We start from the raw sequence: 26,203 nt of genomic DNA, 5'->3' as shown, positions 1-26,203 counted from the left end.
TCTCCACAAGTCCCAGGGAAAATCGTATGCGCCGTCTTGTCCGTCCTTTTATGCTCACCGCGCTGGCTGCCTGTTGCGGCGCGGCGTTTGCCGCCACCGCCGACCAGACACCGCAAGGCCGGTTGCCGGGTTGGGCGATACCGCAGTCGTACCAGATCGCGTTCAAGGTCGATCCGGCGCAGACGGATTTTTCCGGCACCACCACGATCAAGGTCAAGCTGACCCAGGCTTCCGATCACCTGTGGCTGGACGGCGCGGAGCTGAAGGTGTCGAAGGTCGACATCATCGACGCCGCCGGCAAAGTGCATGCGGGCAAATACGTCGAGGCGGACCCGAAGGCCGGTGTAGTGCGGGTGGATTTCGGCAGCACGTTGACGCCGCAGAACCTGACCCTCAAGTTTGAATACACCGCTCCGCTGAATGCGCAGCTGCAAGGCCTGTACAAGGTCACCGCCAAGGGCCAGCCGTATGCCATGACGCAGATGGAGCCGATCAGCGCGCGCTTCGCGTTTCCGAGCTTCGACGAGCCCGGCTTCAAGACTCCGTTCGACATCAGCCTGACCGTTCCCGACAGCCAGACGGCCGTGGCGAACACCCAGCAGGTGAAAGAAGTCGCGGCGGGCAAAGGCTGGAAGACACTGACCTTCGCGCAGACGCTGCCGCTGCCGACGTATCTGGTCGCGTTCGGCGTCGGTCCGTGGGATGTCGTCAAGGCACCGGACATCTCGCCCGATACGTACCGTGCCAAGCCGCTGCCACTGCGCGGCATCGCCGCCGCCGGCGAAGGGCATCGCATGCAGCATGTGCTGGGCGAAACGCCGAGCATCATCCATGCGCTGGAGAACTACTACGGCTTCGGCTATCCGTGGGACAAGCTCGACCTGCTCGCCGCCCCGGATTTCGAAGCGGGCGCGATGGAGAACGCCGGCCTGGTGACCTTCCGTGACTGGCTGCTGCTGATCGACAAGGATTCGCCGGCGCGCAATGTGCAGGGTTCGTTCAACGTCAACGCACATGAACTGGCGCATCAGTGGACCGGCGATACGGTGACCACCGAATGGTGGAACGACATCTGGCTCAACGAAGCGTTCGCCACCTGGATGCAGCAGAAAGTGACGATGCAAGTGCATCCGGAATACCGCGCCGACCTCGATCGCGTACGCGGCGCGCAGGGCGCGATGAGCAACGACAGCCTGATCAGCGCGCGCAGCATCCGCCAGCCGATCACCGGCAACGGCGACATCATGACCGCGTTCGATGGCATCACCTATCAGAAAGGTGCCGGCGTCATCGCCATGTTCGAGAACTACGTGGGCGAGAAGACCTACCAGAAAGGCATGCGCGCCTACATCCAGAAGCAGAAGTTCGGCAATGCCACCGCCGACGACCTGGTCTCGGCGATCGCCACCGCGGCCGACAAGGGCGATGCGTTCAAGCATGCCTTCAAGAGCTTCCTCGACCAGTCCGGCGTGCCGTACGTGGCGACCAGGCTGGAACAGAAGGACGGCAAGACCGTGCTGCAGCTGAGCCAGAGCCGCTACCTGCCGATCGGCAGCACCGGCGACGCGCAGCGCATCTGGGGCGTGCCCGTATGCGTGCGCTACGGCACCGCCGACGGCAGCAAAGTCAGCTGCGAGATGCTGGACAAGGCCACCGGTTCGATGGAGTTGGCTGGAGCCAGCAACCCGACCTGGGTGATGCCGAACGCGAACGCCAGCGGCTATTACCGTTTCAGCCTGGGCAAGGACGGCGTGGCCGGTCTGGTCAAGCAGGTCGGCAAGCTCAGCGATGCCGAGCAGCTGGCCTACGCCGACGCGGTCAATGCCAGCTTCCGCCACGGCGACCTGGATGCCGGCGACGTGCTGATCGCGCTGAAGCCACTGACCGCTTCGAAGATCCGCGAAGTGGCCACCGCTCCACTGGAACAGGTCGGCTGGATCTATCGCAACGAAGCTGTCACCGATGCCCAGCGCGCTCGTCTGGCGGCATGGGCGAAGGACGCTTATCTGCCGCGTCTGCAGCAGCTCGGCTACCAGCGCAAGGCAGGCGAGCCCGAGGACAACTCGCTGATGCGCAGCGAGCTGGCCAGCAGCCTGGCCTTCGGTTTCAAATTGCCGGAAGTTCGCGCGGCACTGCTCAAGCAGGGTGAGGCGGCGCTCAAGCCCAAGGCGGATGGTCGCCTGAATCTTGCGGCTGCCGATCCGGATCTGCTCGGCGACGCGCTGGGCATGGCGGTGCAGGAACACGGCAAGAGCGCGGTCGATGCATTGATCGCCGAACTGCCCAAGACCAGCGACCCGGCCCTGCGCAACGGCATCCTGGGCGGCCTGGCCAGCGTGGAAGATCCGGCGCTGACCGAACAGGTGCGCAACTTCGCGCTGACCAAGCCGGTCAAGGTCGGCGAGATGGCCATGCTGCTGCGCGCCGGTCGCGAGACCGCAGTCCAGCGTGATGCGATGTGGACGTGGTTCACTGCGCACTACCAGCAGATCCTCGGCCGCACCGGCAGCTTCTCCGGTGGCCGTCTGCCGTCGCTGGCTGCTGGCGGCAGCTGCACCACCGCCGAAGGCGATCGTCTGCAGGCGTTCTTCAAGCCGCGTCTGAAGGATGCCGCCGGCATCGATCGTGGTCTGGCGCAGACCAGCGAATCGATCCAGCTGTGCAGTGCGCTCAAGACCAAGCAGGATGCGGGTGCGATCCTGCGGTAAGCGCGAAGAAGGGTGCATGTACGCCGGCACGTGGAACGTGCCGGCGTCGTGCTGAGCGGATCGGTCAATTCGATCCTTGGTTTTTCCCGAACATCGACACGCTTCGCAGGTCCGAGGCGGTCATCGGTGTGCCTCCGACAGCCGAAGCTCAGCTCGCGACGACAGCATCCTTCGGCACGTTGGCATCGATCCAGTGGGTGATGAACACTTCGATCGCCACACGCTGCGGCACGTCGATACCGACCTCCCGCACGAATGCGGCCGCCGCCTTGATGAATGATTGTTTCGACTGACTGGAGGCCTGCCGCGCGGCAGCCTGCTGCTGCCGCAGCTGGACGATATGCGGCGACGGCTGGCCTGGTTTGGCGAACTTCTGGTATCGGCGCAGCTCGTCGGCCACCACAGCCGTACCGAACGATGCCTGCAGCATGGCTTTGCGGGCTTTCAACAACTGGATCAGGTGAGCGACGGCTCGCGTCGGCTGGCCGGTTCCGTCTGCGGCCAGAAGCATGCGTGCAAGCGCTGGCGACATCGGTGCGCCTGTGGTCAGCGGAACGGACGCGGTGATTTGCTCCAGATGACTCAGGAAGTCGGCATGCGGGTAGGGTTTCGGCGTCGCCATGGGGAGTCTGATCTGGAGGAGAGTGGACGATACGTCTTTTGAGGGTGGGATGCCTGGGTTTTCTCTCCCGTGGGATGTGGGAATGGGCTGTGGGAGCGACTTCAGTCGCGATGGCTTTGCGCTTGATGGGTTGATGTGAAGCGAAGCGCTTTCGTCTGCCTTCGACAGCCGAGCTATTTGCGTGGCCCTTCTTGTAGGAGCCCGCTTGCGGGCGATGCTCTTGCTCTGGGTGGGTTGATTTGAAGGGAAGAGCGTTCACCCTCCTGCGGAGGGCGAGTTACTTCTCTTTTGCTTGTCCAAAAGAGAAGTAACCAAGAGAAAACGACACCCCGCTTGCGCGCTTGCCGGGCTCCTGCCCGGCAAGTCCGCGGGTGGGTTGCGGGGTTTGTCGACAGCACATCCTGTGCTGACGCCAAACTGGCCGGCATCCGTGCCGGCCACCCTGCGGGCTGTTCCTCCACCCGCCCGCCGCTTCAGAGGGGCCCCGGTAAAGCAACGCGCCTCCTGCGCGTACTGTTCAGAAGAGCCAGATCAAAGCAAAGCGACAGCAGAGCAGCTTCGCTCTTTTGCCGTTGCTTCTAAGCTTTCCATCGAGTGCGGGGCAGGATGGCCCGCTGCTCTCCCCGGGGCCCCTGTGCGGCGGTGAGACGGGGTCGACAGGCCCGCAGGGGCATCGGCAAGGATGCCGATGCCTTTTCGCCAGGACAGGAGTCCTGTCGAAAAGCCCGGCCCCGGCTCACGGACTTGCCGGGCAGGAGCCCGGCAAGCGCCAAGCGGGGTGGCCTTTCTCTTTGGTTACCTTTCTCTTTGGCCACACAAAGAGAAAGTAACTCGGGCGCCAAAGGCGCACGAAAGCTCTTCGCTTCAAATCCAACCAAGAGCGAAGAGCATCGCCCGCGAGCGGGCTCCTACAAGGGCAAACATTTGCGTCGACCGGCTAAGGCCGCCCCCGAAAGCAGGCATTACAGAACAATCACACCTTACGTCTGCGGGTCCACCCGCAACACCAGCTTTCCCCGATGACTCCCATCAAACAACCGGTTCAACACCACCGGCGCATTCTCCAACCCCTCGGCAACCGTTTCCTCGGCCTTCAACCGCCCATCGCGAATCCACCCGCTGAGCGCCTGCACCGCCTCGCGCGTCTTCGTGTAATCAAGCACCAGAAACCCGCGCATGCTCAGCCGCTTCATCACGAAAACGCCGAAGTCGTCACTGGGCCGTTCGCCGCTGTTGTAGCCGGAGATCAGCCCGCACAGCGCCACGCGCCCGCCGATGACCATGCGTGAAAGCACCGCGCGCATTACCTCGCCGCCCACGTTCTCGAAGTTCACGTGCACGCCGTCGGGGGTGGCGGCCTTGAGTTGCTGCTTGAACTCGGCGGACTTGTAATCGACGGCGGCATCGAAGCCCAATTCGTCGGTGAGATAGCGGCACTTGTCGGCGCCGCCGGCGATGCCGACCACACGGGCGCCCATGATCTTGCCGATCTGGCCAGCGATGGAACCCACCGAGCCGGCGGCGGCGGAGACCACCAGGGTCTCGGCGGCTTGTACTGGGGCGATATCGGTGAGGCCGTAGTAGGCGGTGACCCCGCTCATGCCGCAGGCGCCGAGCAGGGTAGGCAAAGGGATGCCGGGGTCGGCGGGCAGGCGCACGTAGCCTTTGGCGCTGTCGTGGAATACCAGATAGTCCTGCCAGCCGGTAACGCCTTGCACCAGGTCGCCTTCGTGGTACTGCGTGGAGCGCGACTGCACCACTCGGCCCAGGCCGAGTGCGCGCATCACCTCGCCGATGGCCACCGGCGGCAGGTATTGGGGAATGTCGCGCATCCATACACGGTTGGTCGGATCCATCGAGAGGTACAGCACGCGCGCCAATACTTCGCCGTCTTTCAGTTCGGGCACGGCTTGTTCGACCAGGTCGAAATCCTCGCGTGTGACCAGGCCTTCGGGACGGGTCTTGAGACGCAACTGGCGATTGACGAGGGACATGCGGTTCACCGTGTGGGAGGGCTCGCCCACGACTATACGGCGTGGCGCGGCCGGTCACCGGGATACGGTTTCAACGCAAAACTTATGGGCCCCCAGCCCCTACATGCCCGCGTGTTCCACTTACACTGTGCCGGCCACACGGCACACAGGGAGAAACGTATGCTTCGTCGATTGGCTGGATTGCTGAGTCTGGGGTTGCTGTTCGCCACGCCATTGCTGGCACAGGATTTACCGGCGTCGTTGCGCGACTGGCAGAGCTGGGTGTTGCACGATGTGCCGCAGCACGACTGTCCGTTCCTCGCCAACCAGATGCCCGGCGACGGCAGTTACCGATGCGCGTGGCCCGGCCGCTTGACCCTCGATGCCAGCAAGGACGGCGGCCGCTTCAGCCTGAACGTGCACGTCGACGCGCCGAGCTGGGTGGCTTTGCCAGGCGACGAAAGGAACTGGCCGCAGCAGGTCAGCGCCAACAAGCAGACGGCTACGGTACTGCAGCGCGCCGGTGTGCCGATGCTGTGGCTGATGCCGGGCGACTATCAATTGAGCGGCACGCTGCCGTGGACGTCGCGTCCCGCGCGCTTGCGCGTGCCGGCCATGATCGGGCTGGTCTCGCTGAACGTCGACGGTGCTGCCGTCGCGCACATCGAACGCAACGGCGATCAACTCACTCTCGGCGAAGCCGCCGCGGCGCAACGGGCGGCCGATGCGCTGTCGTTGCGCGTCTATCGCCGTCTCGAAGACGGGCTGCCGGCCACGCTGGAAACGCGGCTGCAGCTCAATGTCACCGGCAGCGCGCGTGAACAGTTGCTTGGTCCTGCATTGCCTGCGGGTTTTGTGGCGACCGCGCTGTCCGGTGACCTGCCTGCCCGACTGGAGAACGATGGCCAACTGCGCGTGCAGCTGCGGCCGGGACAGTGGACGGTCACGCTCGCCGCCCGCAGTGTCGCGCCGCTGAGCAAGGTGGCACTGAAACTGCCGGCCGCACCGTGGCCGCGGCAGGAAATCTGGAGCTATGCCGACGACACCGATCTGCGCAACACGCGCGTCGAGGGCAATGCCACCGACGCAGCACAGGCTGGTGTGCCGTCCGACTGGAGTGATCTGCCTGCTTATGCTCTCGGCGACAACGCAGGCCTGGCGATCGAGCAGGGCACGCGCGGCGATGAAGGTGGACAAGGCGATCAGCTGCATTTGCAGCGCGAGCTGTGGCTGGATTTCAACGGTGCAGGCCTCAGCGTTGCGGATCATCTCACCGGCGAGCTGCGCCATCATCAGCGGCTGGACGTAGCGGCGCCATGGCAACTGCAGCGCGCTGCGCAGGGCGACGAGCCGCTGCTGATCACCAAGGGCGCCAACGATAGAAGTGGCGTCGAGCTGCGCGAGCAGAAGCTCGACCTCAATGCCGGCCTGCGTCTCGCCACCTACCGCGGTGCGCTCCCGAGCGCGGGTTGGCAGATACCGCTGGAGGGCATCCAGGCCACCTTGCACCTGCCTTCGGGTTACCGGTTGCTCGGTACGGTCGGCGTCGATCGTTCGCCCGATTCCTGGGTCGCACAATGGAGCCTGCTCGACCTGTTCGTGGTGGCGTTGATCGCGCTGCTGGCCGGCCGCCTGCTCGGCTGGCCTTGGGCGCTGCTTGCTGCCGGTTATCTCGCACTGGCACAACACGAAAACCATGCGCCGCTGTGGACGCTGGCCGTCACGCTGGCGCTGGCATTGCTGCTGCGCGCGTTGCCGGAAGGGCGGCTGCGCTCTGCTGCACGCATGGGTGCGGTGGCGGTCTTCGCGCTGGCAGCGTTGTGGACGCTGCCGTTCACCGCGACGCAGCTGCAGTACGCATTGCATCCGCAACTGGAAGGTGGAAGCCAGAGCCGGATCATTTCGGCGGGTTACGCCGAGCAGGCAGCGGAGGAAGGGGTTTATGCGAATGCGCAGATGAAAATGAAACAGCAGGTGGCGTCGCCGCAAATCATGGCGCAGGCAGCGCCGCCTCCCCCGCCACCGGCGCAAGTGGAAGAAGTGTCATCGGATATGACCGCTGCATCGTCGCCGGCGGCTGACCTAGCGTCAGTCGGGGGGCGCAGTCGCCAGGTCGATACCCGCAGCGTGATCCAGGCTGGTGCCGGCATGCCGCGCTGGAACCAGGGCAACAACTACCAGTTGGGCTGGTCCGGCCCGGTGACGACGGAGCAGAGCACGCGGCTGGTGATCGCGCCTTCGTGGCTGGTGCGCTTGCTGCGCGTGGCGATGGTCGCGCTGCTGGCCCTCTTGCTGGCGAAGCTGGTGACGACTCTGCTGTTGCCGTGGCGTGGCCGCTGGGCTGGCTGGCGTGGTGGCCGCATGGCGGGTGCCGCGTTGCTGGCTCTGGCGCTGTTGCCGCATGGCGTGCATGCACAGAGCCTGCCCAGCGAGCAATTGCTCGAGCAGCTGCGAAACCGCCTGACCGAGGCGCCGAAATGCGCACCGACCTGTGCGGATCTGGCGCAGGCACAGCTGCAGGTCAATGGCGATGCGCTCGATGTGGAGCTGGAAGCGCATATCGGTGCACCGGTCGCGCTGCCATTGCCGCAGGCCGACGATGCACTGCAATTGCTCGATGTCGTCGTCGACGGTCATGCCGACGCGCCGCTCACGCGCAACGCTGGTCAATTGCTGCTGCGACTGGACCGCGGCGTGCACCGGGTGAGCCTGCATTACCGCATCGGAGTGGCCGACAGTGTCAGTCTGCGTTTTGCGCAGCGACCGCAGCGCGTGACGTTCAATGGTCAGGGGTGGTCGCTGGATGGTGTCGACGATGGTCGTGTGCTGGGCGACAGCATCGCATTGCATCGCGTGCGTACCGCCAGCGACGGCAAGAATCTTCCGGCCGCTCAGAGTTTTCCGCCGTATGTGCGACTGACCCGCCGTCTGGTCCTGGGTCTCGACTGGACGATACAGAACGTGGCCGAACGCATCGCTCCGCAGCAGGGCGGCTTCAGCACCACGCTGCCGCTGCTGCCCGGTGAGCATCCGCTTGGCGACGATGCGCTGGTCAAGGATGGCCGCATCAACATCACCTTCAACGCGAACAGCAACAGCGTGAGCTGGACCAGTCGCCTCGATCATGCCGCGCAGCTGGCGTTGAAGGCGCCGGACCTTGGCGAGCGTGCCGAAGTCTGGGAAATCCATGCCGCACCGATGTGGCATGTCGATGCCAAGGGCGTGCCGACGAGCGCCAGCGACGACGGCCTGCTTTACCAGCCGTTGCCGGGTGAGAGCTTGCAGCTTGCCTTCAATCAACCGGTGGCGGTGGCAGGCGACAGTCTGGCCTTCGATGGCGTGCAGCTGACCAGCACGGCAGGTGAGCGTGCGAGTGAGACCACGCTGAGCCTGCATGCGCGCAGCACGCGCGGTGGCGAGCATGCGATTGATCTGCCGGCGGGTGCCGAGTTGTTGGAGGCGCAGCGCGACAACCAGCCGATCAACCTCGCTGTACGCGAGGGCAAGCTCAGCCTGCCGCTGTTGCCCGGTGCGCACGATTACACGTTGCGCCTGCGCGAACCTCATGGCGTTGCCGCGCGCACGCAAACGCCGGCGTTCGCACTGCACGCGCCGGTGGCGAACATCAGCCTCGCACTGCAGCTGCCGCAGGATCGCTGGGTGTTGTGGACGTGGGGACCGACGGCCGGACCGGCGGTGCTGTACTGGTCGCAACTGATCGTGCTGCTGCTGGCGGCGTGGCTGCTGGCGCGTTATGCGCCGACGCCGTTGCGTTTCCATCACTGGCTACTGCTTGGACTGGGCTTCTCCGCGTTCGCCTGGAGTGCCTATGCGCTGGTGGTGCTATGGCTGATCCTCCTGGGTTTGCGCGCGCGCGGGGCGCCGGCAGAGCGACTGACGCCGACGACATTCAACCTGCTGCAATTCGGCCTCGCCGCACTCACGCTGGTGGCGCTGGCCGTGTTGATCAGCGCGGTACCGAAGGGGTTGCTCGGCCTGCCCGACATGCATGTGGCAGGCAACGACTCCAGCGCATGGAGCCTGCACTGGTTCGCCGATCAGAGCGCCAATGCGCTGCCCGGCGGCGGCGTGTTCAGCGTTTCGCTGTGGGTTTACAAACTGGCCATGCTGGCATGGGCGCTGTGGCTGGCCAACGCGTTGATCGGCTGGTTGCGCTGGGCGTTCGATGCGTGGACGCACGGCGGTTACTGGCGCAAGCGCGAACCGAAATCCGGATCGACGCCACCGCCGCCACCACCGGCGCCAGAGCCACACGATGCTTGATGTCCGCCACATGTTGGCGGCAGCCACGCAGCAGCTCGGTGAGCGTCTCGATGCCGAGTTGCTGCTGCTGCACGTCGTGAAAAAACCGCGCAGCTGGCTGTTTACGCATGCCGACGACGTGCCGGATATGGACGTCCAGACGGATTACGCAAGACTGCTCGATCGTCGTGCGAACGGTGAGCCGGTGGCCTACATCACCGGCCACGGCGGCTTCTGGTCGCTGGATCTGGAAGTGACTCCGGCCACGCTGATCCCGCGCCCGGAGACCGAGCTGCTGGTCGAACTCGCCTTGCAGCGCCTGCCGGACGATAATGCTTGCAGCGTGGCCGATCTCGGCACTGGCAGCGGTGCGATCGCGCTGGCCATCGCGCACGAACGACCGCATGCGCAGGTGGTCGCCACCGACGCCAGCGCCGATGCTCTCGCCGTCGCCCGGCGCAATGCGCAACGTCACGCCATCGGCAACATCGCGTTCGTGCATGGCGACTGGCTGGCGCCGCTGGCCGGTCGGCAGTTCGAGCTGATCGTCTCCAACCCGCCATACATCGAGACCGCCGATCCGCACCTGGGGCAGGGCGATCTGCGTTTCGAGCCGGTCAGCGCGCTGGCTTCAGGCCTCGATGGCCTGGACGATATCCGCCGCATCGTGCACGACGCACCCGCCCGCCTGCACCCCGGCGGCTGGCTGCTGTTCGAGCATGGCTGGAACCAGGGCGAGGCTTCCCGTGCGTTGTTGCAAGAGGCGGGTTATGCCGAAGTATTCACCGCCCAGGACCTGGAGCAGCGCGACCGTGTCAGTGGCGGCCGCTTCGGGTAGACAGGAGCGGCCTCAGCCGATGCTGGCGATGTTCGATGCGGCCAGTTGCGGGAAACGCGCGGATATCGCACGGCGGATGCCTGGCAGATCCAGGCCGGCCATGCTCAGTACTTCTTCGCGGCTGCCGTGTTCCAGATAGACGTCCGGAAGTCCGAGATGCAGGATCGGCAGCGTGATGCCGTGCGCGGCCAGGCATTCGGCCACGGCGGAACCGGCGCCGCCGGCGATCGCGTTGTCTTCCAGGGTGACGAAGGCGTCGTGGGTTTTTGCCAGCTCCACGATCAGCGCTTCATCCAGCGGCTTGACGAAACGCATATTGACCAGGGTCGCGTCGAGCTCGGCGGCGACCGTGGCAGCCGGTGCCAGCATCGTGCCGAAGCTGAGCAGGGCCACGCCGCGGCCGCGCCGACGCAGCTCGGCCTTGCCGATCGGCAAGGTGTCGAGTTGCTGATGAATGGCGACGCCGGGGCCGCTGCCGCGCGGATAGCGCACTGCGGCGGGGCCCCGATACTGGAAGCCGGTGCTCAGCATCATGCGGCATTCGTTCTCGTCGGCCGGCGCCATGATCAGCATGTTCGGCAGGCAGCGCAGAAAGGTGAGGTCGAAGCTGCCGGAGTGGGTAGCGCCATCCGGGCCGACCACGCCGGCGCGGTCGATCGCGAAGGTCACGTCGAGATTCTGTAGCGCCACGTCGTGGATCGCCTGATCGTAGGCACGCTGCAGGAACGTCGAGTAGATCGCCACGACGGGTTTCGCGCCCTCGCAGGCCATGCCCGCGGCCAGCGTTACCGCGTGCTGCTCGGCGATCGCCACGTCGAAGTAGCGCTGCGGGTATTCCTTGGAGAAGCGCACCAGGCCCGAGCCTTCGCGCATCGCGGGGGTGATCGCCAGCAGGCGCTCGTCAGCCGCCGCCTGGTCGCACAGCCAGTCGCTGAAGATATCGGTATAGCTCGGCTTTGCCGGTGCGTTCTTTTTCACCAGGCCGGCCTGCGGGTCGAACGGCCCTACCGCGTGATATTCGATCTGCGCCTGCTCGGCCGGCGCGTAGCCCTTGCCCTTGGTGGTGATCACGTGCAGCAGCTGCGGGCCGGGCAGATCCTTCACCGTGCGCAGCGCATGCAACAGCTGGGGAATATTGTGGCCATCGATCGGGCCGGTGTAGTGGAAGCCCAGCTCCTCGAACAAGGTCGAGGGTACGAACATGCCCTTGGCGTGCTCTTCCCAGCGCTTGAAGAAGCGCCCGAACAGCGATTGCTTGGGAATCGCCCGCTTGGCGCGTTCGCGCAGGGCGTTCAGCGTGTGGCTGGCCATCGCGCGGGCCATCATCTTGGTCAGCGCGCCGACGTTTTCGCTGATCGACATGCCGTTGTCGTTGAACACCACCAGCATGTTGGGCTCGACGTCACCACCATGGTTGAGTGCCTCGAACGCCATGCCGGCGGTCATGGCGCCGTCGCCGATCACCGCCACCACCTTGCGCTGGTCACCCTTGCGCTGCGCCGCGATCGCCATGCCCAGCGCGGCCGAAATCGAGGTGGACGAATGGCCGACGCCGAAGGTGTCGTATTCGCTTTCCTCGCGGCGCGGGAACGGCGCCAGGCCGTCCTTTTTCTTGATCGTGGTGATCCGTTCGCGACGGCCGGTGAGGATCTTGTGCGGATAGCACTGGTGGCCGACGTCCCACACCAGGCGGTCGTGCGGCGTGTCGAATTCATGGTGCAGCGCCACGGTCAGCTCCACCACGCCCAGGCCGGCGCCGAAATGACCGCCGGAGCTGGCCACGGCCTCGATCAGGTATTGGCGCAGTTCGTCCGCTACGGCCGGCAGCTCGTCGTCGGGGACGAGGCGCAAATCGGCTGGGGTCTCGATCGGGGCCAGATGGGGATAGTGGGAAAGATCGTTCATCTGCGTATTGTTGGTCCAGCGGCGGGGCGGGGCAAGGGCAGACATATGAACAGGCCGGGGCAGAGCCGCTGCAAACATCTCTCCACACGATGCATACGTCGCTGAAGCAACGCTGCGGGACATCTTCCAGCAGGGAACCCGACCATGACCGTACGCAAGCTGTTTCGCCATTTCGCCGAAGCCACCTCACGCCAGGCCGGCAAGCCGACGGCATTCATTCTCGCCGCAACCATGATCGTGCTATGGGCGGCCACCGGACCGCTGTTCGGCTTCGGCGACACCTGGCAACTGGTGATCAACACGTCCACCACGATCATCACGTTCCTGATGGTTTTCCTGATCCAGAGCAGCCAGAACCGCGATTCGGCGGCTTTGCAGATCAAGCTGGACGAGTTGATCCGCACCAGCAAGGCCCATAACGCGCTGCTGAATCTGGAGGAACTGGAAGAGGATGACCTGGATCGCATCCGCAAGCACTACTGCAGACTGGCACAAGCCGCCTACAGCACACTTGAGACGATCGAACGGGATACCGGCGACCTGCACAACGACGCCGCTTGAGAGCACACCGCCTGAGATCGGGCCGCCCGAAGTCAGGCGGCGATCGGCCGCCGGTCGCGCGGCAGGCGGCTGACCAGGAATTCCATCTGGTCGGCGAGGATGTTGCGATTGGACAGGATCAGGTGCTCGACCCAGCTCGGCCGGTACGGCACTGCTAGCAGCGGCATGTTGGCTTGCTGCGGGGTGCGGTTGCTCTTCTTCAGGTTGCAGGCGAGGCAGGCGCTGACCACGTTCTCCCATTCGTCCTTGCCGTGCTTGGAAATCGGCAGCACATGGTCGCGGGTCAGTTCGCTGCGGGTGAAGTGCTCGCCGCAATAAAGGCAGATATGGCGGTCACGGGCGAACAGCGCCGTGTTGGTGAGCGCCGGGGCAGGGTCGATCGCATGCTCCCGGCAATGGCCGGTGCTGGCGATGATGGGGTGCAGGTGCATGAGGCTCTGTGAGCCGAGCAGGCGATTGTGGCCGCCATGCACGGTCAGGCAAGGGTCGCCCAGCGTCCAGGCGACCGCATCGCGGACGTACAGGCAAACCGCGTCCTGCCAGCTGATCCAGTCGAGGATGCGGCCGGCGGCGTCCAGTGACAACACACGGGTCGCATGGAGATCGGCCCGACTTGGCACTTCCATCAGCATGTAAATCGTCCTTCAGCCTGGGCTTCGAAAGAGCGTTTTCGGCAATGCAGGATGCTTGTCTAGCCCGAGCATAGAACAATTTCATTGCAATCCGCATGCAAATCGGGCGAGGGACGCCCCGATAAGCACGGGGAGGACAGTCGCCGTGGCGCGGAAGCGCTGATATGATTGCCAGTCAACACAGACCTGACGCCGGGTTTGGTAGGGGCGCTTCGGTGGTGACCCGGCACGGCGGGGGCAGAGGTAAGTAACGTGGCCGAAGTTCTTTTCTACGAGCACCCGGTGCCGCTCAACCGCACCGAACACAAGGATTTGCGCCTGAAGGGCGTGCCGAACGTGAAATTCGCGATGAATGCGCACTCGGTGCCGCTGACCGGTGTGGAGTTCGGCATCGCTGCCCGCGATCTGCTGATCGTGTTTGGTGGCACGTCGATGGCCGAAGCCGGCCCGATGGCCATGCTCGGCCTGCGCCAGAACGAAAACCTGTATGTCGATGCCGACGGTCGCTGGGCGGCAGACACCTATATCCCGGCTTTTGTGCGCCGCTACCCGTTCGTGCTGGCCGAGAAGCCGGCCGGGCAGGAAGGCGATGACTTCACCGTGTTCCTCGACGAGAGCTACGAAGGCTTCAACGCCAGCGAAGGCGAGCGTCTGTTCATGGAAGACGGCAGCGACAGCGAGATGCTGAGCAAGGCCGTGGGCTTCCTCGGCGAATTCCAGCAGAACATTGCGCGCACCAAGTGGTTCATGGAGCAGCTGGTCAAGCACGACTTGCTGGAGCCGCGCAACATCCGGCTGCAGAAGGACGGCACCGACGGCAAGGAGGGCCGGTCGATCAATCTCAATGGCCTGTTCGTGGTCAGTGAAGAGAAGCTGCGCGCGCTGGACGAGAAGGTCACCCATGAGCTGCTGCGTGAAGGCGTGCTCGGCTGGATCTATGCGCATCTGCTGTCGCTGATCAACATCGACCGTCTGGCCCAGCGTCTGGACGTGCGTGAGCAGGCCGAAGCGGCGGCGGGCGCCACCAAGAACTGATCGCCGTCGATCGCGACAGATCAGAAAAAAGCCGCCTTCGGGCGGCTTTTTTGTTTTAGTGCACCGGTTTGGCCAGCCTGAGCAGATCCGGCGCGTAGCCCGTCGCCTCGTACAGCGCCCGCGCGCGCTCGTTGCCGGGAAACACCGCTAGCGTCACCAGCTGGCAATGGTGTTCGCGCGCCCAGTCCTCGGCATGCGTCAGCAGTGCCTTGCCGACACCGTTGCCCTCGTGTTTCGGCGCCACCGCCAGATCGGAGATGTGGCAATTGCTGCGCCCGGTGAAGAAATCCGCAGTGCGCTGCAGATGGATGAAGCCGACCCGTTCGCCATCGGCGTCCTCGGCCACGAACAAAAAGCTGTTCGCCGGCTGATCCTCCAGATGCCGCAGCAGGTCATCGCGAATGCCCTCGATGCATTCGTGCCGGCGCCGCCACGGCGGCAAGTTGAAATCCACGAAGCGTGGTACCAGCGAGAGGATGAAATCGTCGTCGTCTTCGGCCAGACGAATCAGCAAGGATGTGTCGGTCATGAGGAATCGATTGCGGGGCGGGGATAACGTTGTCGTTTCTACACCTTGAGCGAGGGCGACGGAAGTCCCGGTCGGTGGATGAGCCGCCTGCGTGCGGCGCCGGCCGATTGTCCGAGACGTGTATATTTCGAGAAATGTGCCATCTGCACCAGGCGCGCCGCATGCCCGCCCGGATTGCCGCAAACCATCACGCCAGGATATCGCCCGTGCCGACCACCACCCGCCGCATCCACATCCAGCCCACCGGCGACAGCGTGCTGGTGCAAGGTATGCGCGACATCCAGAGTCAGCTGAAACTGCCGCTGGCGTTTCCGCCGGAAGTCGAGGCCGCCGCTGCGCAGGCCGCCGCCAATCCGCGGTTGCCGGCACTGGATCGCACCGATATCGCGTTGGTCACGATCGATCCGCCGGAGTCGATGGACCTGGATCAGGCGATGTACGTCGAGCGCACCGACGGCGGTCACCGGGTTTACTACGCGATTGCCGATGTTGCCGCTTTCGTCACCGCCGGCGATCCCATCGACCTTGAAGCGAACCGCCGCGGCGAGACGCTGTACGGTGCGGATGCCAAGATCCCGCTACATCCCAAGGTGCTGTCCGAGGGCGCTACGTCCCTGCTGCCCGGTGAGCTGCGTCCCGCGTTGCTGTGGACGATCGAACTGGACAGGACCGGCGAGATCGCAAGCATCGACGTGCGGCGCGCCCGCGTCAGCAGCCGCGCCAAGCTCAACTATGCCGGCGTGCAGCAGCAGATCGATGCCGGCACCGCCGATCCGATGTGGGCCGTACTGCGCGAGATCGGCGAGCTGCGCAAGCAGCGCGAACAAGCGCGTGGCGGCATCAGCCTGCCGTTGCCGGAACAGGAAGTCGACGTGGTCGACGGCCGCTGGTCGCTGGCATTCCGCGCGCGTCTGGCCGTCGAGGACTGGAACGAGCAGATATCGCTGCTGACCGGCATGGCAGCGGCGCAACTGATGGTGCGGGCCAAGGTCGGCCTGCTGCGCACCTTACCCGAACCCGAGCCGCAGTCGCTGCAGCGGCTGCGCATCACCGCAAGGGCGCTGGGCATCGACTGGCCGGACGCCTTGAGCTATCCCGCATTCATCCGTTCGCTCGATCCCGCCAAAGACACTCATGTCGCGATGCTGACCGCGTGCACCACCGTGTTGCGCGGCGCCGGCTACACGGCATTCAATGGCGAGCTGCCCGCGCAGCCGGTGCAGTGGGCGGTAGCGGCGGAATACACCCACGCCACGGCTCCGCTGCGCCGCCTCGTCGATCGTTACACCGGCGAAGTCTGCGTGGCGCTGTGCGCGAACCAGCCCGTGCCCACCTGGGCACTGGCTGCGTTGCCTGGTCTGCCTGTCACGATGCAGGCTTCCGGGCATCGCGCCAGCCAGTACGAGAAAGCCGTGCTCGATCTGGCCGAAGCTGCGGTGCTGGCGCCGCGCGTGGGTGAAACCTTCAATGGCGCCATCGTCGAAGTCGCCGCCAATGCACCCGGCAAAGGCGTCGTGATCGTGCGCGATCCGGCGATCGAAGCCAGTGTGTCGAGCGCATCCAGTCTGCCGCTCGGCGCCGACGTCAGAGTCACCCTGATCGAGGCCGATCCGGTCAAGCGCGTGACGCGTTTCGAGCTGGCGGATTGAAGCAAGGACCTAGGCGTAGCGATCAACGGGAATCCGAGCGTATGGCTCTGGAAAAATCGGAGGCGGAAGCGTTTCTCGCCTTGTCGGTGATGCGCCCACGCTGACGCAGCTGCTCGACCGGGACGCTGCGATCCACCGCGCCGATCTTGTAGAGATATTCGGGAAGGTAGCCAGTCAGCAGCAGGCGCGCGTCCCACGGCAGTCCGGGGTCGATTTGCCGCGCCATCCGATAGACGATCGTGGTGCAGTTCGACGTGATCGTGTTGTAGAACGCCGGCGTGACGGACAGCGTGTTCGCCGCCTGCACGTAGGAAAGAAACAGCGCACGCATGGTGGCCTTGTCCATGCGCAGCGGGTAGAGATAGTCGTCCTCGCCACGCACGTTGGTACGCACACGGATGATGTCACGCTCGTCGGCGGCGACCAGGGTTGTTTCGAACTGGCGGAAAAATCCGCCAATCGACGAATACTGATCCCCGCGTTTCTTGCGGATCTCCACGGAGAACACCACATGGCTGCCGTCGTCGAAGCCGAACGAGATCATGGCATGCGCTATCGCCTTGCTGCCCCAGTAGGACAGCACGGCGTCGGCGGAGACCAGGCGATCCAGGTCGTAATGGCGCGTCTCCCAATGTGCATCGTAGTCGTCGTCGGTGCGCCAGGTGAAATTGCGTACGTTGTCGAGCGTGACCGCGTTGCCTTGCACATGGCCGGTCAGCATGTGGGCGACATCGTCCGACCACACCCGGTTGTTCGACGGCGCGATGCTCGCCCACCAGATCAGCAATGCCCCGTACATCGCCGCGTAGATGCCCAGCGGCAACCAACTGCGCCGGCTGATCGCGAACACGGCAAGCGCGATCACAGCGAGCGCCCAGGTCGCGCCGCCCAGCGTTCGGGCGACCGCGCTGCCCGGCAGCTGGTACCAGAGCGCGAGCGTTCCCCACGCGCCCGACAGGACCGTAACCAGCGCGGTCACCACGAATAGCACGGCCCGGCCCACCACCATGAGTTTCTTCGCCATCATCTCTCCACCATCATCTCTCTGCTGCTCGACCGCCACCGCAAGCCTGCGGCTTTGATCGCGGGAAGACAATGCATGGCCCGGCGCAGGAGCGAGCCCGGCTTGCAATCCGATCGCTACAATCACCCCGCCACCCGTCGAATGGACCACAGCAGCATGAGTAGCGGACCACGGATATGGATCGTGCGATGCATCGCCCTTGCCATGCTGCTTTCCCTCGGCGCGTGCGCCATGGTCGGGGTCAGCAACATCAAGCCGCACGACTATGTCGCGGAACGGCGCGCCGACATCCTCGGCAGCGGCCGCCTGAGCGACGGCACGGCGCAGTCGCTCAACGTGGTCGCGCTCGCTGCCGATGCCTGCGCGCGTGCGTTCGCGGATTGCACGGATACCGTCGCCCGTTCAGGCGGTCTGACCGATGAGCAGCGGCTTTCGACGTTGTCCGAACTGTGGATGAGCAAGGCGATGAAGAGTGACCGCGCGAACGCCGGCACGCCGATGGACGACGCGACGCTCGATGCCTACCTGCAGTCCGCGCGCTATGCCTATGCCTACCTCTTCTACACGGTGCGCCAGCCATCCGATCGCGCCTTCGAATTGCGCCAGGTGCAGGTGATCGGCTTCTACAACTTCGCGGTGCAGCGCGCGGTGGTCCGCTTCTTCCATGAATTGCCGCAGCTCGGCACACAGTGGACGCAGACCTCGCTGGCCGGCTGGACCGTATTGCGACCCCAGACCGACGTGCGCCTGGCCGGCGACGCGCGTGTGCCGACGGAACTCATTCCTGCCTCCAACCTGCGTTTCAACGGCCTGCGCAACGTCTACCAGCGCGACGGCTTCGGCTCGAATTTCGTCGCCGTCGCGTCGCCGGAATCGCACGCCGCCGAAGTGCCGTGGCGCAACCCTGGCTATGTGTCGATGACTGGCGCGCTGGTCTTCGATGGCCATACGCTGGCCGAGGTGCTGGCCACGAGACAGGTGCAGCTGCTGGCGAGGGATCCGTATCGTGACAGCAGCATCACCGTGGGCGGTCGCATGGTGCCGCTCGGTGCGAACTTCACCGCGGCCTATGGCATGTGGCTGGCGCGTTCCGGGTTCGCCAGCCAGTCGATCCGCTCGCTGCTGGGTCGCGAAGGCGGTATCACCACGCCGCGCGTGCTGTTGATGCAGCCGTACGATCCCGATCGCCTCACCGTGGTCATGCTGCATGGCCTGGCCAGCAGTCCCGAGGCGTGGATCAACGTGGCGAACGAAGTCATGGGCGACGAATACCTGCGCCGCAATTACCAGGTATGGGAGGTCTACTATCCGACCAACGCGCCCGTCGCGGTGAACCTCGCGCAGATCCACAAGGCGCTCGACACGACCCTGCAGCATTTCGATCCATCCGGCCGTGCGCGCGCCTCGCAGAACATGGTGCTGGTCGGCCACAGCATGGGCGGCGTCATCGCGCGGCTGCTGGTGTCATCGAGCGGCGACAAACTGTGGGATGTCGTGCCCCTGCGCGCCAATCTCTCGCCGGAGAAGCGCGCACGCGTGCGCAAACGTCTCGCGCCCTATCTGCAGTTCACGCCGATGCCGCAGGTCACCCGCGCCGTGTTCCTCGCGTCGCCGCATCGCGGCACGCCATACGCGCAGCATCGGCTGGCGCGCTGGATCGGCAACCTGATCCGCCTGCCGGTCAACGTGCTCAAGGAAGTGGCCAGCCTGTCCGATCTGCTGAAGGGTGAAGGTTCCGGCACGGCCACGCCGCTGCGCATACCCAACAGCATCGACAACCTCAGCGACACCGACCCTTTCATCGTCGCCGCCGCCAACCTGCCGATCTCGCCGCGCGTGCGCTATCACACCATCATCGGCGACTACAAACCTGCCGGCCCGCTCGTCACCAGCAGCGACGGCGTCGTGCCGTACCAGAGCGCGCACCTCGATGGCGCCGACTCCGAACTCGCCGTGCCGTCATGGCACAGCGTGCAGGAAACTCCGGCGGCGATCCTGGAATTGCGCAGGATTCTCGCGCTGCACGCACAGGCAGTGCGAGCCGGTCAACCGTAGCCGCGAGCAGCATGGCCTTGCGCGTTCCTCCCCCGCGTCGCAGGGGAGGAAGGACGCTCAGTTGCCCACCACCGGCAATGCAATAAAGCTCGCCTGCGCCGGTGCGTGATACACGCGCTGCGTAGCCTTCACGTAATCCGCCGGTTTGGCCAGCAAGATGTTCGGTACGAAGGTCTGCGGGTTGCGGTCGTACAGCGGGAACCAGCTCGATTGCACCTGCACCATGATGCGGTGGCCGGGCAGGAAGACGTGGTTGGCCGAAGGTAGTGCGAAGCGGTAGGGCAGGGGTTGGTTCGCGGCGATCGGTTTGGGATCGGTGAAGCTTTCGCGATAGCGGCCGCGGAAGATGTCCATCGCCACGGCGAGCTGGTAGCCGCCCATCCCCGGTTGCGCGGCGACCTGATCGGGATAGACGTCGATCAGCTTGATCACCCAGTCGCTGTCGCTGCCGCTGGTGGAAGCGACCAGATGCACTTCGGGTGCGCCGCTGATTTTCAGCGGCGTGGTGAGCACGTCGGAGACATAGCTCAGCACGTCGGTGCGGCCGGATGCTTCGCGCTGATCGTCGACCAGCCATTGCGACCAGGTTTGGCCGGGATCGTAGCCGACCGGCTGGATCGGGCGTGCGCGGAACGGCACGGGATGGGCGGGATCGGATATGTATTCGTCGTAGTCGGCGCCGGCAGCGGGTGCCGTGAAGCCGAGCTTGTTGCCGGCTTCCAGGTACAGCGCACGGCTCTTCGTGGGGCAGCCGTCGGTGCAGGCCAGCGGCCAGCGATCCAGCCGCTGCCATTGATTGGTGCCGGTCTGGAAGGCGGTGACTGCGGCGATGTCGGCTTTGGGTGCGCCGTCCTTGAGGTATTGCGCTAGGTACGGACGCAGGATGTGTTCGCGGAAATACTGGGCGGTGTCGCTGCCGAATTGGATCGCGCCCAGCGAGCTGCCTTCGTCGATCTCCTGGCCGTGATGCCATGGGCCCATCACCAGCTTCACCATGCCGCCACCGGAGGCTTTCGGCTTGATCGCCCTGTAGACGGCCAGCGCGCCGTAGATGTCTTCCTGGTCCCACAGGCTGTGCACCAGCATCACCGGTACCTTGAGCGGCTGTGCGGCGAGCACTTTGTCCACCGCCTGGTCGCTCCAGAAACTGTCGTAGGCGGGATGCGCCAGCAGCTTGTTCCAGAATCCGAGCTGTTCCATGCCGTACGCGCGGGCCAGCGCACCGGCGGAACCGTAGTGCATGAACAAGTCGTACTCGTCGTGGTAGTTCGTCCACCATTTGATGCTGTTGTCGCGGCTGGCGGTCTGTTCGTAGATGTAGCTCAGGTTCTGCTGGCGGAACGCGCCATTGTGGAACCAGTCGTCGCCCATCCAGCCGTCGACCATCGGATTCATCGGCACCGACACCTTGAGCGCGGGATGCGGATTGACCAGCGCCATCAGCGGCTCGAAGCCGTCGTAGGAAATACCTAGCGTGCCGACCTTGCCGTTCGACTCGGGAATGTTCTTCACCAGCCAGTCGATGGTGTCCCAGGTGTCGGTGGCGTCATCCACCGGGGTGGGGTTCAACGGCCCGTGCACGGGCCGGTTCATCACGTAGTCGCCTTCGGAACCGTACTTGCCGCGCACGTCCTGCACCACGCGGATGTAGCCGTCCTCGACGATGACGTCGGTGGCATTGTCGTAGCCCTGCAGCATGGGGCCCAGGTGGCCACTCATCGTGTGTGTGGTCAATACTTTCGCATCGTACGGCGTGCGGGTGAGCAGGATGCCGGCGTGCTGCGCGCCTTTCGGGATCAGGATGACGGTGTGCAGCTTTACCCCATCGCGCATCGGGATCATTACGTCGCGCGATACGTAGTCGTAACTGTCGGTAGCCGGCACAAACCTGGCCGGCGTCTCGCTGGGGTAATTCGGATACTTGGCTTGCGGCGTGTCGGTGGCCAGCGATACGCCACTCAGCGTGAACAGCAGGGCGAACAACGCGGGCCTGAACCCGGCAGCGATACGGTTCGATTTCATGGGGACCCCTTGGGCGGATAGCCGGCTTAGCGTAGCGCAACGAATCGGGCCCAGCGGGACTCAATCACGGCAACACCGAAAGATCGGAATGGCGCCGCGATGAGCGGAGTCAACGCAGCGGCCCAGGCGAATCGCTGTGACGGAGAGGGTGTGACGCATCTCGTCCAAATCGGTACCTGGCGCGTCAAACGGTGGCCGAAGCGAGCCCGCGTGCAGGTATCGGAACCCTGCAGAAACGGCGCCAGACTCCCGAAATAGGCCGAAATCCGCTTGCTTCGCCTGTGTTGGCAAGCATGTTGCTTTATTCACCGCATGAGCGACCATGCCTACGACATCTCTTATCTGCTCGACTCCAAAACCGCCACGGTTGAAGTGCCGCAGTTGCAGATCGTCAAAACCCCGCCACCCGCGCCGACGGCGGCGAGCCTTGCCGCGGTGCAGGACGCCATGGCGTGCGAGCTGATGCTTGCCGACGCCGCGCATGAAGCGCTGATCCAGCAATACCTGCGAATGAGCGGGCAGGCGTTCCGCGGCGTCACCGGTAAGTGAGTCGGGAAGGAAAGGGTCTTCGGGTCGCCGCGACCCCCGGTTCTATTTGACCGACTTCGTAAACCGGTACCTGAGGTATTGGCCCAGGGTAGGGTGATACCAGAGTTTGGATGGGCCGACACCGTCGCGGCTGACAAGAGTGCCGTCCAATACGTCACGCAACGCCTGCTTCATCAGCGGAATCGCAGCGGCCAGCTGATGCAGCGGATAGGTATTGAAGCCGTCGCTGCGCTCGACACGGATCCGCTGCTGGTACAGCACACCACCGGTATCCACTCCTGCATCCACCAGGTGGACGGTGACGCCGCAGTTCTCGGCATCGTCGTGGACCAGCGCCCAGTAGCCGCCGTGCACTCCGCGGTAACGCGGCGTGATGCCGACATGCGTGTTGATGAAGGGACGTTCGATGCAGTCGATCACGGTGCGCGAAATGATACGCGTGCCGTTCACCACGACCGCATCGGGATCGAGTTTTTTGAGCAGCCGGCGCACTGCGGCGGCGTTGATGCTGGGTACGCGATGAGTGATGTCCGCCGGCGGCAAGGTCGCCTGCAATGCATAGCGCTGGACAAGCTCATCGATGCGGCGCTGCTGCCATCGCGCCAGCAGCCGGTTGAACGCGATGAAAGCCAGCTGGCCGATGACCGTAAACCACCCCAGCTGGCGCAGCCGGTGTCGGATCATGGCCCGTGACGAAGGCTTGCGCTCCACCACTACGGCGAGGATCTCCGCCTCGGCCGCCAGCGCGTTGTACATGAACCAGGACGACAATCCATCGCCGCACAACATGACGATGCGGGGACGCCGTGGGGTCATCGTGCGGCCAGCGCGTCGGCGAGTTCGGCCATGCCCAGCGAGCGCATGCCATAACGGCGGCGCAGCCGTTCGAACTCCTCGAGTACGCGCTCCAGGAAACGTATGTTCTGATCGGTATGGGCGCCGAAATTGTGCGGATGCCACCACAGGTGGAAGACCTCATGGTGTATCGCGGCGTGGCGCATGGCTTGCGTGATCCTGCGTAGCCGCAAGCCGTCCAGCCATGCCAGGCGCGGGTCGTGCGGACGCAGGAAGCGGCTGGCCGGAAAGTTGAACGGCAGTTTGCCGGCGCAGCTTTCCAGCGTATACGTGTGATGGCCGCTTAGGTTGATGTAGCTGTCCAGCAGGCGACCCATTCGGCGCACGGTGTTTTGCCCGACGTGATCGGTGGCGGCATACAGCCAGCCATGCTCGTTGCCGCGATAAGCGGTGATGCCGTGCTCCGCCAGTACCGCCAGATAATCGGGATGCCACTGATTGCGGGGAAACACCAGACTGCGGATGGCGAGGCCTCGTTCCGTGGCGATGCGGATGGCAGCGGCGATATCGGCGCTGAACGTCGCCGCCGTCTGGCCGGCTTCGCGGCAGTAGTAATGCGAAAACGTGTGGCTCGCCACTTCCTGCTGTGGCGTTGCGGCAATCAGCTCGACCAGAGCCGGCGCGAAATGGTAGCGCTCGACAAGATCAGTCGATTGTTCCAGATAGCGGTAAGGGCAGAGCGCGCGGTTCTCGTAGCCGGCCCTTTCGGACGGCGCCGCCGACAGCGCCTCATCGCGATCATGGCAAAACAGAAAACCCACGACCGCCCACGTGGCGTGAATATCATGCTGCTCGAACAGGCTCAGCATGCGGGGGATGGCCTGCCTGACACCATCCAGACGTTCGTGATAATCATCGAGGCTGCGCGTATCGCGCACACCCCAATAGAGTTCGAAGTCGATGGATATGGTGAATGCGCCGGTATTCATACTTTCCAGCCTGCTTTCCACTGGCACGAGCGTATCAGCTCCGTGTGAATACTGGCGTTACCTTGAAAATCGGCATGCAAGCTTGCCGGGTAGCCCGTGGCACAACAGATGGTCAGGCAGTCGGCAATTCATGGGGGGAATGTAAAGCGCCAAACGGGTGTTCCAGTCGGATAGCACGGCGACAAAAAAAGCCCGGGTGTGCCGGGCCATTTTTGTCGCCAATGGCCGGCTGATTCAGACAATCTCCGGCAGCGTTGCCACTCCGGCTTCGATCGCTGCGTTGTGCATCAGCGTACGCGGCAGGATGCGTGCAAAGTAGAAGCTCGCAGTGTCGCGTTTGGCCTGCTTGAACGCGGCGGACTGCGTGCCGGTCGTGGCAGCCGCCAGGCTGCGTGCCCACATGTAGGCCAGTGCGACGTAGCCGGAGTAGTACAGGTAGTCGACGGCAGCGGCGCCGAGTTCCTCCGGGTTCGCTTGCACGCGCTGGGCCAGTTTCAAGGTGAGATCGCTCCAGTTCTTGGTCGCAATGGCGAGCGGGGCGATGTACGGGCGCAAGGCTTCGTCGGCGCTGTGCTGCTGGCAGAACGCGCTGATTTCCTCGAGGAAATGCTTGAAGCCTGCACCTTGCAGCTGGAGGATCTTGCGCCCGAGCAAGTCGGCGGCCTGGATGCCGGTGGTGCCTTCGTACAGCGTGATGATGCGCGCGTCGCGGACGAACTGCTCCACGCCGTTCTCGGCGATGTAGCCGTGGCCGCCGTAGATCTGCAGCGCTTCCTTGGTGCACTCCTGCGCCAGCTCGGTGACCATGCCCTTGGCGATGGGGATCAGGAACGCCACCAGTTCGCCGGCAGCCTTGCGCGCGGCTTCATCGGTGGCGCGCGATTCGATGTCGGTCTGCAGCGCGGTGTACAGAAGGAGCGCGCGCGAGCTTTCGACGAAGGCGCGCTGGGTCAGCAGCATGCGGCGCACGTCCGGCTGCACCAGCAGATTGTCGGCCGGTTTGTCGGGGAACTTCGGGCCGGACGCCGAACGCGACTGCAGCCGTTCGCGGGCGTAGTTGAGGCTGTTCTGCAGCGCCCGCTCGGCCAGCGCCAGGCCCTGCACGCCGACGGACAGGCGCGCTGCATTCATCATGGTGAACATTGCCATCAAGCCCTTGTTCGGCTGGCCGATCAGATAGCCTTCGGCGCCGTCCAGGTTGATCACGCAGGTGGAGCACGCATGGATGCCCATCTTGTGTTCGATCGCGCCGGCGGCGACCGTGTTGCGCGCGCCTAGCGAGCCGTCCTCGTTCACCTTGAATTTCGGCACGATGAACATCGAGATGCCGCGGCTGCCTTCCGGCGCGTCGGGCAGGCGGGCCAGCACCAGGTGCACGATGTTCTCGGTGAGGTCGTGCTCGCCGGCGCTGATGAAGATCTTGGTGCCGGTGATCTTGTAGGTCTTGTCGCCAGCCGGTTCGGCGCGGGTCTTCAGCAGGCCGAGGTCGGAGCCGGCCTGCGGCTCGGTCAGGCACATCGTGCCGGTCCAGCGGCCTTCGATGATCGGCTTCATGAAGCGCTCGCGCTGCCACTCCTCGCCATGCAACTCCATGGCATGGGTGGCGCCCTCGGACAACAGCGGGTACAGGCTCCACGCCAGATTGCCGGATTGGAATATCTCGGTGGTGGCGGTGCCGAGCACGCCGGGCAGCGCCTGGCCGCCATAGGCCTCGGGGTTGGTCAGGCCGGTCCAGCCGCCTTCGGCGAACTGCTTGAACGCCTCCTTGAACCCCTTCGGTGTGGTCACCGTCTGGGTGGCTTTGTCGAAATGGCAGCCTTCCTCGTCGGCGGGACCGTTGGTCGGCGCCAGCAACTGCTCGCTGAGGCGGCCGGCTTCCTCCAACACGGCGTCCAGCAGATCGCGGCTGTGCGCTTCGCCGCCGCGCAGGCCGGTCAAGGTCTTTTCGGCGCCCAGCACGTCAAACAGGGCGAAGCGCAGGTCATCGAGGGGAGCCTTGTAAGCAGTCATGGTAGTTCCTGGGATAGAGGAGACATGCGGTGGAGGGCGATGTC

At 64.6% G+C, this 26,203-nt stretch carries 18 protein-coding genes; 8 read left to right on the top strand and 10 right to left on the bottom strand.

Annotated features, from left to right (window positions below):
* The first annotated feature begins 26 nt into the window (after positions 1–26).
* Positions 27–2,708 (top strand): M1 family metallopeptidase, encoded by a 2,682-nt coding sequence (locus BUA26_RS04515; RefSeq protein WP_072758262.1) that lies wholly within the window; start codon positions 27–29, stop codon positions 2,706–2,708.
* A gap of 148 nt (positions 2,709–2,856) precedes the next feature.
* Here BUA26_RS04515 and BUA26_RS04510 read toward each other — a convergent pair whose 3' ends face one another.
* Both BUA26_RS04510 and BUA26_RS04505 read right to left on the bottom strand, forming a co-directional pair.
* Positions 2,857–3,330: a hypothetical protein gene (locus BUA26_RS04510; RefSeq protein WP_072758260.1), complete on the bottom strand. Its 474-nt coding sequence runs from the start codon at positions 3,328–3,330 to the stop codon at positions 2,857–2,859.
* Between the two features lie 980 nt (positions 3,331–4,310).
* Complete coding sequence (locus BUA26_RS04505) at positions 4,311–5,324, bottom strand: NADP-dependent oxidoreductase (protein WP_072760027.1); 1,014 nt, start codon at positions 5,322–5,324, stop codon at positions 4,311–4,313.
* A gap of 159 nt (positions 5,325–5,483) precedes the next feature.
* Here BUA26_RS04505 and BUA26_RS04500 point away from each other — a divergent pair, with 159 nt between their 5' ends.
* Complete coding sequence (locus tag BUA26_RS04500; RefSeq protein WP_072758258.1) at positions 5,484–9,587, top strand: hypothetical protein; 4,104 nt, start codon at positions 5,484–5,486, stop codon at positions 9,585–9,587.
* Positions 9,580–10,404 (top strand): peptide chain release factor N(5)-glutamine methyltransferase, encoded by an 825-nt coding sequence (gene prmC, locus BUA26_RS04495; RefSeq protein ID WP_072758256.1) that lies wholly within the window; start codon positions 9,580–9,582, stop codon positions 10,402–10,404. The genes BUA26_RS04500 and prmC overlap by 8 nt, the downstream gene beginning before the upstream one ends.
* A gap of 12 nt (positions 10,405–10,416) precedes the next feature.
* Here the strand turns inward: prmC and dxs are convergent, their stop codons facing one another.
* Entirely contained in the window at positions 10,417–12,309 is a 1,893-nt protein-coding gene (gene dxs, locus BUA26_RS04490) for a 1-deoxy-D-xylulose-5-phosphate synthase (protein WP_072758254.1), read from the bottom strand.
* A gap of 144 nt (positions 12,310–12,453) precedes the next feature.
* Between dxs and BUA26_RS04485 the strand changes: the two genes are divergently transcribed.
* A complete protein-coding gene (locus BUA26_RS04485; protein WP_072758253.1) occupies positions 12,454–12,870 on the top strand; it encodes a low affinity iron permease family protein in 417 nt (138 codons plus the stop codon).
* Positions 12,871–12,902: 32 nt separating this feature from the next.
* On the opposite strand, the gene BUA26_RS04480 is transcribed toward BUA26_RS04485, so the two are convergent.
* The gene (locus tag BUA26_RS04480; RefSeq protein ID WP_072758251.1) at positions 12,903–13,502 is read right to left on the bottom strand and encodes an HNH endonuclease; all 600 of its coding nucleotides are present in this window, start codon (positions 13,500–13,502) and stop codon (positions 12,903–12,905) included.
* Between the two features lie 252 nt (positions 13,503–13,754).
* Here BUA26_RS04480 and BUA26_RS04475 point away from each other — a divergent pair, with 252 nt between their 5' ends.
* A complete protein-coding gene (locus BUA26_RS04475) occupies positions 13,755–14,537 on the top strand; it encodes a SapC family protein (protein WP_072758249.1) in 783 nt (260 codons plus the stop codon).
* A 55-nt stretch (positions 14,538–14,592) separates the two neighbouring features.
* Here BUA26_RS04475 and BUA26_RS04470 read toward each other — a convergent pair whose 3' ends face one another.
* Positions 14,593–15,066 carry a GNAT family N-acetyltransferase gene (locus BUA26_RS04470; protein WP_072758247.1) on the bottom strand — a complete coding sequence of 158 codons (474 nt, stop codon included), beginning with the start codon at positions 15,064–15,066 and terminating at the stop codon, positions 14,593–14,595.
* A gap of 206 nt (positions 15,067–15,272) precedes the next feature.
* Between BUA26_RS04470 and BUA26_RS04465 the strand changes: the two genes are divergently transcribed.
* Positions 15,273–16,715 (top strand): RNB domain-containing ribonuclease, encoded by a 1,443-nt coding sequence (locus BUA26_RS04465; protein WP_255368160.1) that lies wholly within the window; start codon positions 15,273–15,275, stop codon positions 16,713–16,715.
* A 22-nt stretch (positions 16,716–16,737) separates the two neighbouring features.
* Here the strand turns inward: BUA26_RS04465 and BUA26_RS04460 are convergent, their stop codons facing one another.
* Entirely contained in the window at positions 16,738–17,724 is a 987-nt protein-coding gene (locus BUA26_RS04460; protein ID WP_072760025.1) for an Lnb N-terminal periplasmic domain-containing protein, read from the bottom strand.
* Between the two features lie 171 nt (positions 17,725–17,895).
* On the opposite strand from BUA26_RS04460, the gene BUA26_RS04455 reads away from it, so the two are divergent.
* Positions 17,896–19,794: an esterase/lipase family protein gene (locus BUA26_RS04455; protein ID WP_072760024.1), complete on the top strand. Its 1,899-nt coding sequence runs from the start codon at positions 17,896–17,898 to the stop codon at positions 19,792–19,794.
* 57 nt (positions 19,795–19,851) lie between these two features.
* On the opposite strand, the gene BUA26_RS04450 is transcribed toward BUA26_RS04455, so the two are convergent.
* Positions 19,852–21,816: a CocE/NonD family hydrolase gene (locus BUA26_RS04450; protein ID WP_083572865.1), complete on the bottom strand. Its 1,965-nt coding sequence runs from the start codon at positions 21,814–21,816 to the stop codon at positions 19,852–19,854.
* A 312-nt stretch (positions 21,817–22,128) separates the two neighbouring features.
* On the opposite strand from BUA26_RS04450, the gene BUA26_RS04445 reads away from it, so the two are divergent.
* Positions 22,129–22,365: a hypothetical protein gene (locus BUA26_RS04445; RefSeq protein ID WP_072758245.1), complete on the top strand. Its 237-nt coding sequence runs from the start codon at positions 22,129–22,131 to the stop codon at positions 22,363–22,365.
* Between the two features lie 42 nt (positions 22,366–22,407).
* Here BUA26_RS04445 and BUA26_RS04440 read toward each other — a convergent pair whose 3' ends face one another.
* From BUA26_RS04440 to BUA26_RS04430, 3 genes are all read right to left on the bottom strand, one after another.
* Positions 22,408–23,181 (bottom strand): formyl transferase, encoded by a 774-nt coding sequence (locus tag BUA26_RS04440; RefSeq protein WP_255368159.1) that lies wholly within the window; start codon positions 23,179–23,181, stop codon positions 22,408–22,410.
* Positions 23,178–24,149 carry a polysaccharide deacetylase family protein gene (locus tag BUA26_RS04435; protein ID WP_072760019.1) on the bottom strand — a complete coding sequence of 324 codons (972 nt, stop codon included), beginning with the start codon at positions 24,147–24,149 and terminating at the stop codon, positions 23,178–23,180. Before BUA26_RS04435 ends, BUA26_RS04440 begins: the two co-directional genes overlap by 4 nt.
* Positions 24,150–24,383: 234 nt before the next feature.
* Positions 24,384–26,159: an acyl-CoA dehydrogenase C-terminal domain-containing protein gene (locus tag BUA26_RS04430; RefSeq protein ID WP_072758243.1), complete on the bottom strand. Its 1,776-nt coding sequence runs from the start codon at positions 26,157–26,159 to the stop codon at positions 24,384–24,386.
* Between the last annotated feature and the right edge of the window lie 44 nt (positions 26,160–26,203).

The sequence above is a fragment of the Rhodanobacter sp. OK091 genome, from assembly GCF_900142825.1.
GTDB lineage: Bacteria > Pseudomonadota > Gammaproteobacteria > Xanthomonadales > Rhodanobacteraceae > Rhodanobacter.
This window is presented reverse-complemented; position numbering and strand designations above follow the sequence as displayed.

Bases quoted from the DNA above. Each gene is read 5' to 3' on its own strand.
- BUA26_RS04515 (WP_072758262.1), top strand. From the start codon at position 27: ATGCGCCGTCTTGTCCGTCCTTTTATGCTCACCGCGCTGGCTGCCTGT.
- BUA26_RS04510 (WP_072758260.1), bottom strand. From the start codon at position 3,330: ATGGCGACGCCGAAACCCTACCCGCATGCCGACTTCCTGAGTCATCTG.
- BUA26_RS04505 (WP_072760027.1), bottom strand. From the start codon at position 5,324: ATGTCCCTCGTCAATCGCCAGTTGCGTCTCAAGACCCGTCCCGAAGGC.
- BUA26_RS04500 (WP_072758258.1), top strand. From the start codon at position 5,484: ATGCTTCGTCGATTGGCTGGATTGCTGAGTCTGGGGTTGCTGTTCGCC.
- prmC (WP_072758256.1), top strand. From the start codon at position 9,580: ATGCTTGATGTCCGCCACATGTTGGCGGCAGCCACGCAGCAGCTCGGT.
- dxs (WP_072758254.1), bottom strand. From the start codon at position 12,309: ATGAACGATCTTTCCCACTATCCCCATCTGGCCCCGATCGAGACCCCA.
- BUA26_RS04485 (WP_072758253.1), top strand. From the start codon at position 12,454: ATGACCGTACGCAAGCTGTTTCGCCATTTCGCCGAAGCCACCTCACGC.
- BUA26_RS04480 (WP_072758251.1), bottom strand. From the start codon at position 13,502: ATGCTGATGGAAGTGCCAAGTCGGGCCGATCTCCATGCGACCCGTGTG.
- BUA26_RS04470 (WP_072758247.1), bottom strand. From the start codon at position 15,066: ATGACCGACACATCCTTGCTGATTCGTCTGGCCGAAGACGACGACGAT.
- BUA26_RS04460 (WP_072760025.1), bottom strand. From the start codon at position 17,724: ATGGTGGTGGGCCGGGCCGTGCTATTCGTGGTGACCGCGCTGGTTACG.
- BUA26_RS04455 (WP_072760024.1), top strand. From the start codon at position 17,896: ATGAGTAGCGGACCACGGATATGGATCGTGCGATGCATCGCCCTTGCC.
- BUA26_RS04450 (WP_083572865.1), bottom strand. From the start codon at position 21,816: ATGAAATCGAACCGTATCGCTGCCGGGTTCAGGCCCGCGTTGTTCGCC.
- BUA26_RS04445 (WP_072758245.1), top strand. From the start codon at position 22,129: ATGAGCGACCATGCCTACGACATCTCTTATCTGCTCGACTCCAAAACC.
- BUA26_RS04440 (WP_255368159.1), bottom strand. From the start codon at position 23,181: ATGACCCCACGGCGTCCCCGCATCGTCATGTTGTGCGGCGATGGATTG.
- BUA26_RS04435 (WP_072760019.1), bottom strand. From the start codon at position 24,149: ATGAATACCGGCGCATTCACCATATCCATCGACTTCGAACTCTATTGG.
- BUA26_RS04430 (WP_072758243.1), bottom strand. From the start codon at position 26,159: ATGACTGCTTACAAGGCTCCCCTCGATGACCTGCGCTTCGCCCTGTTT.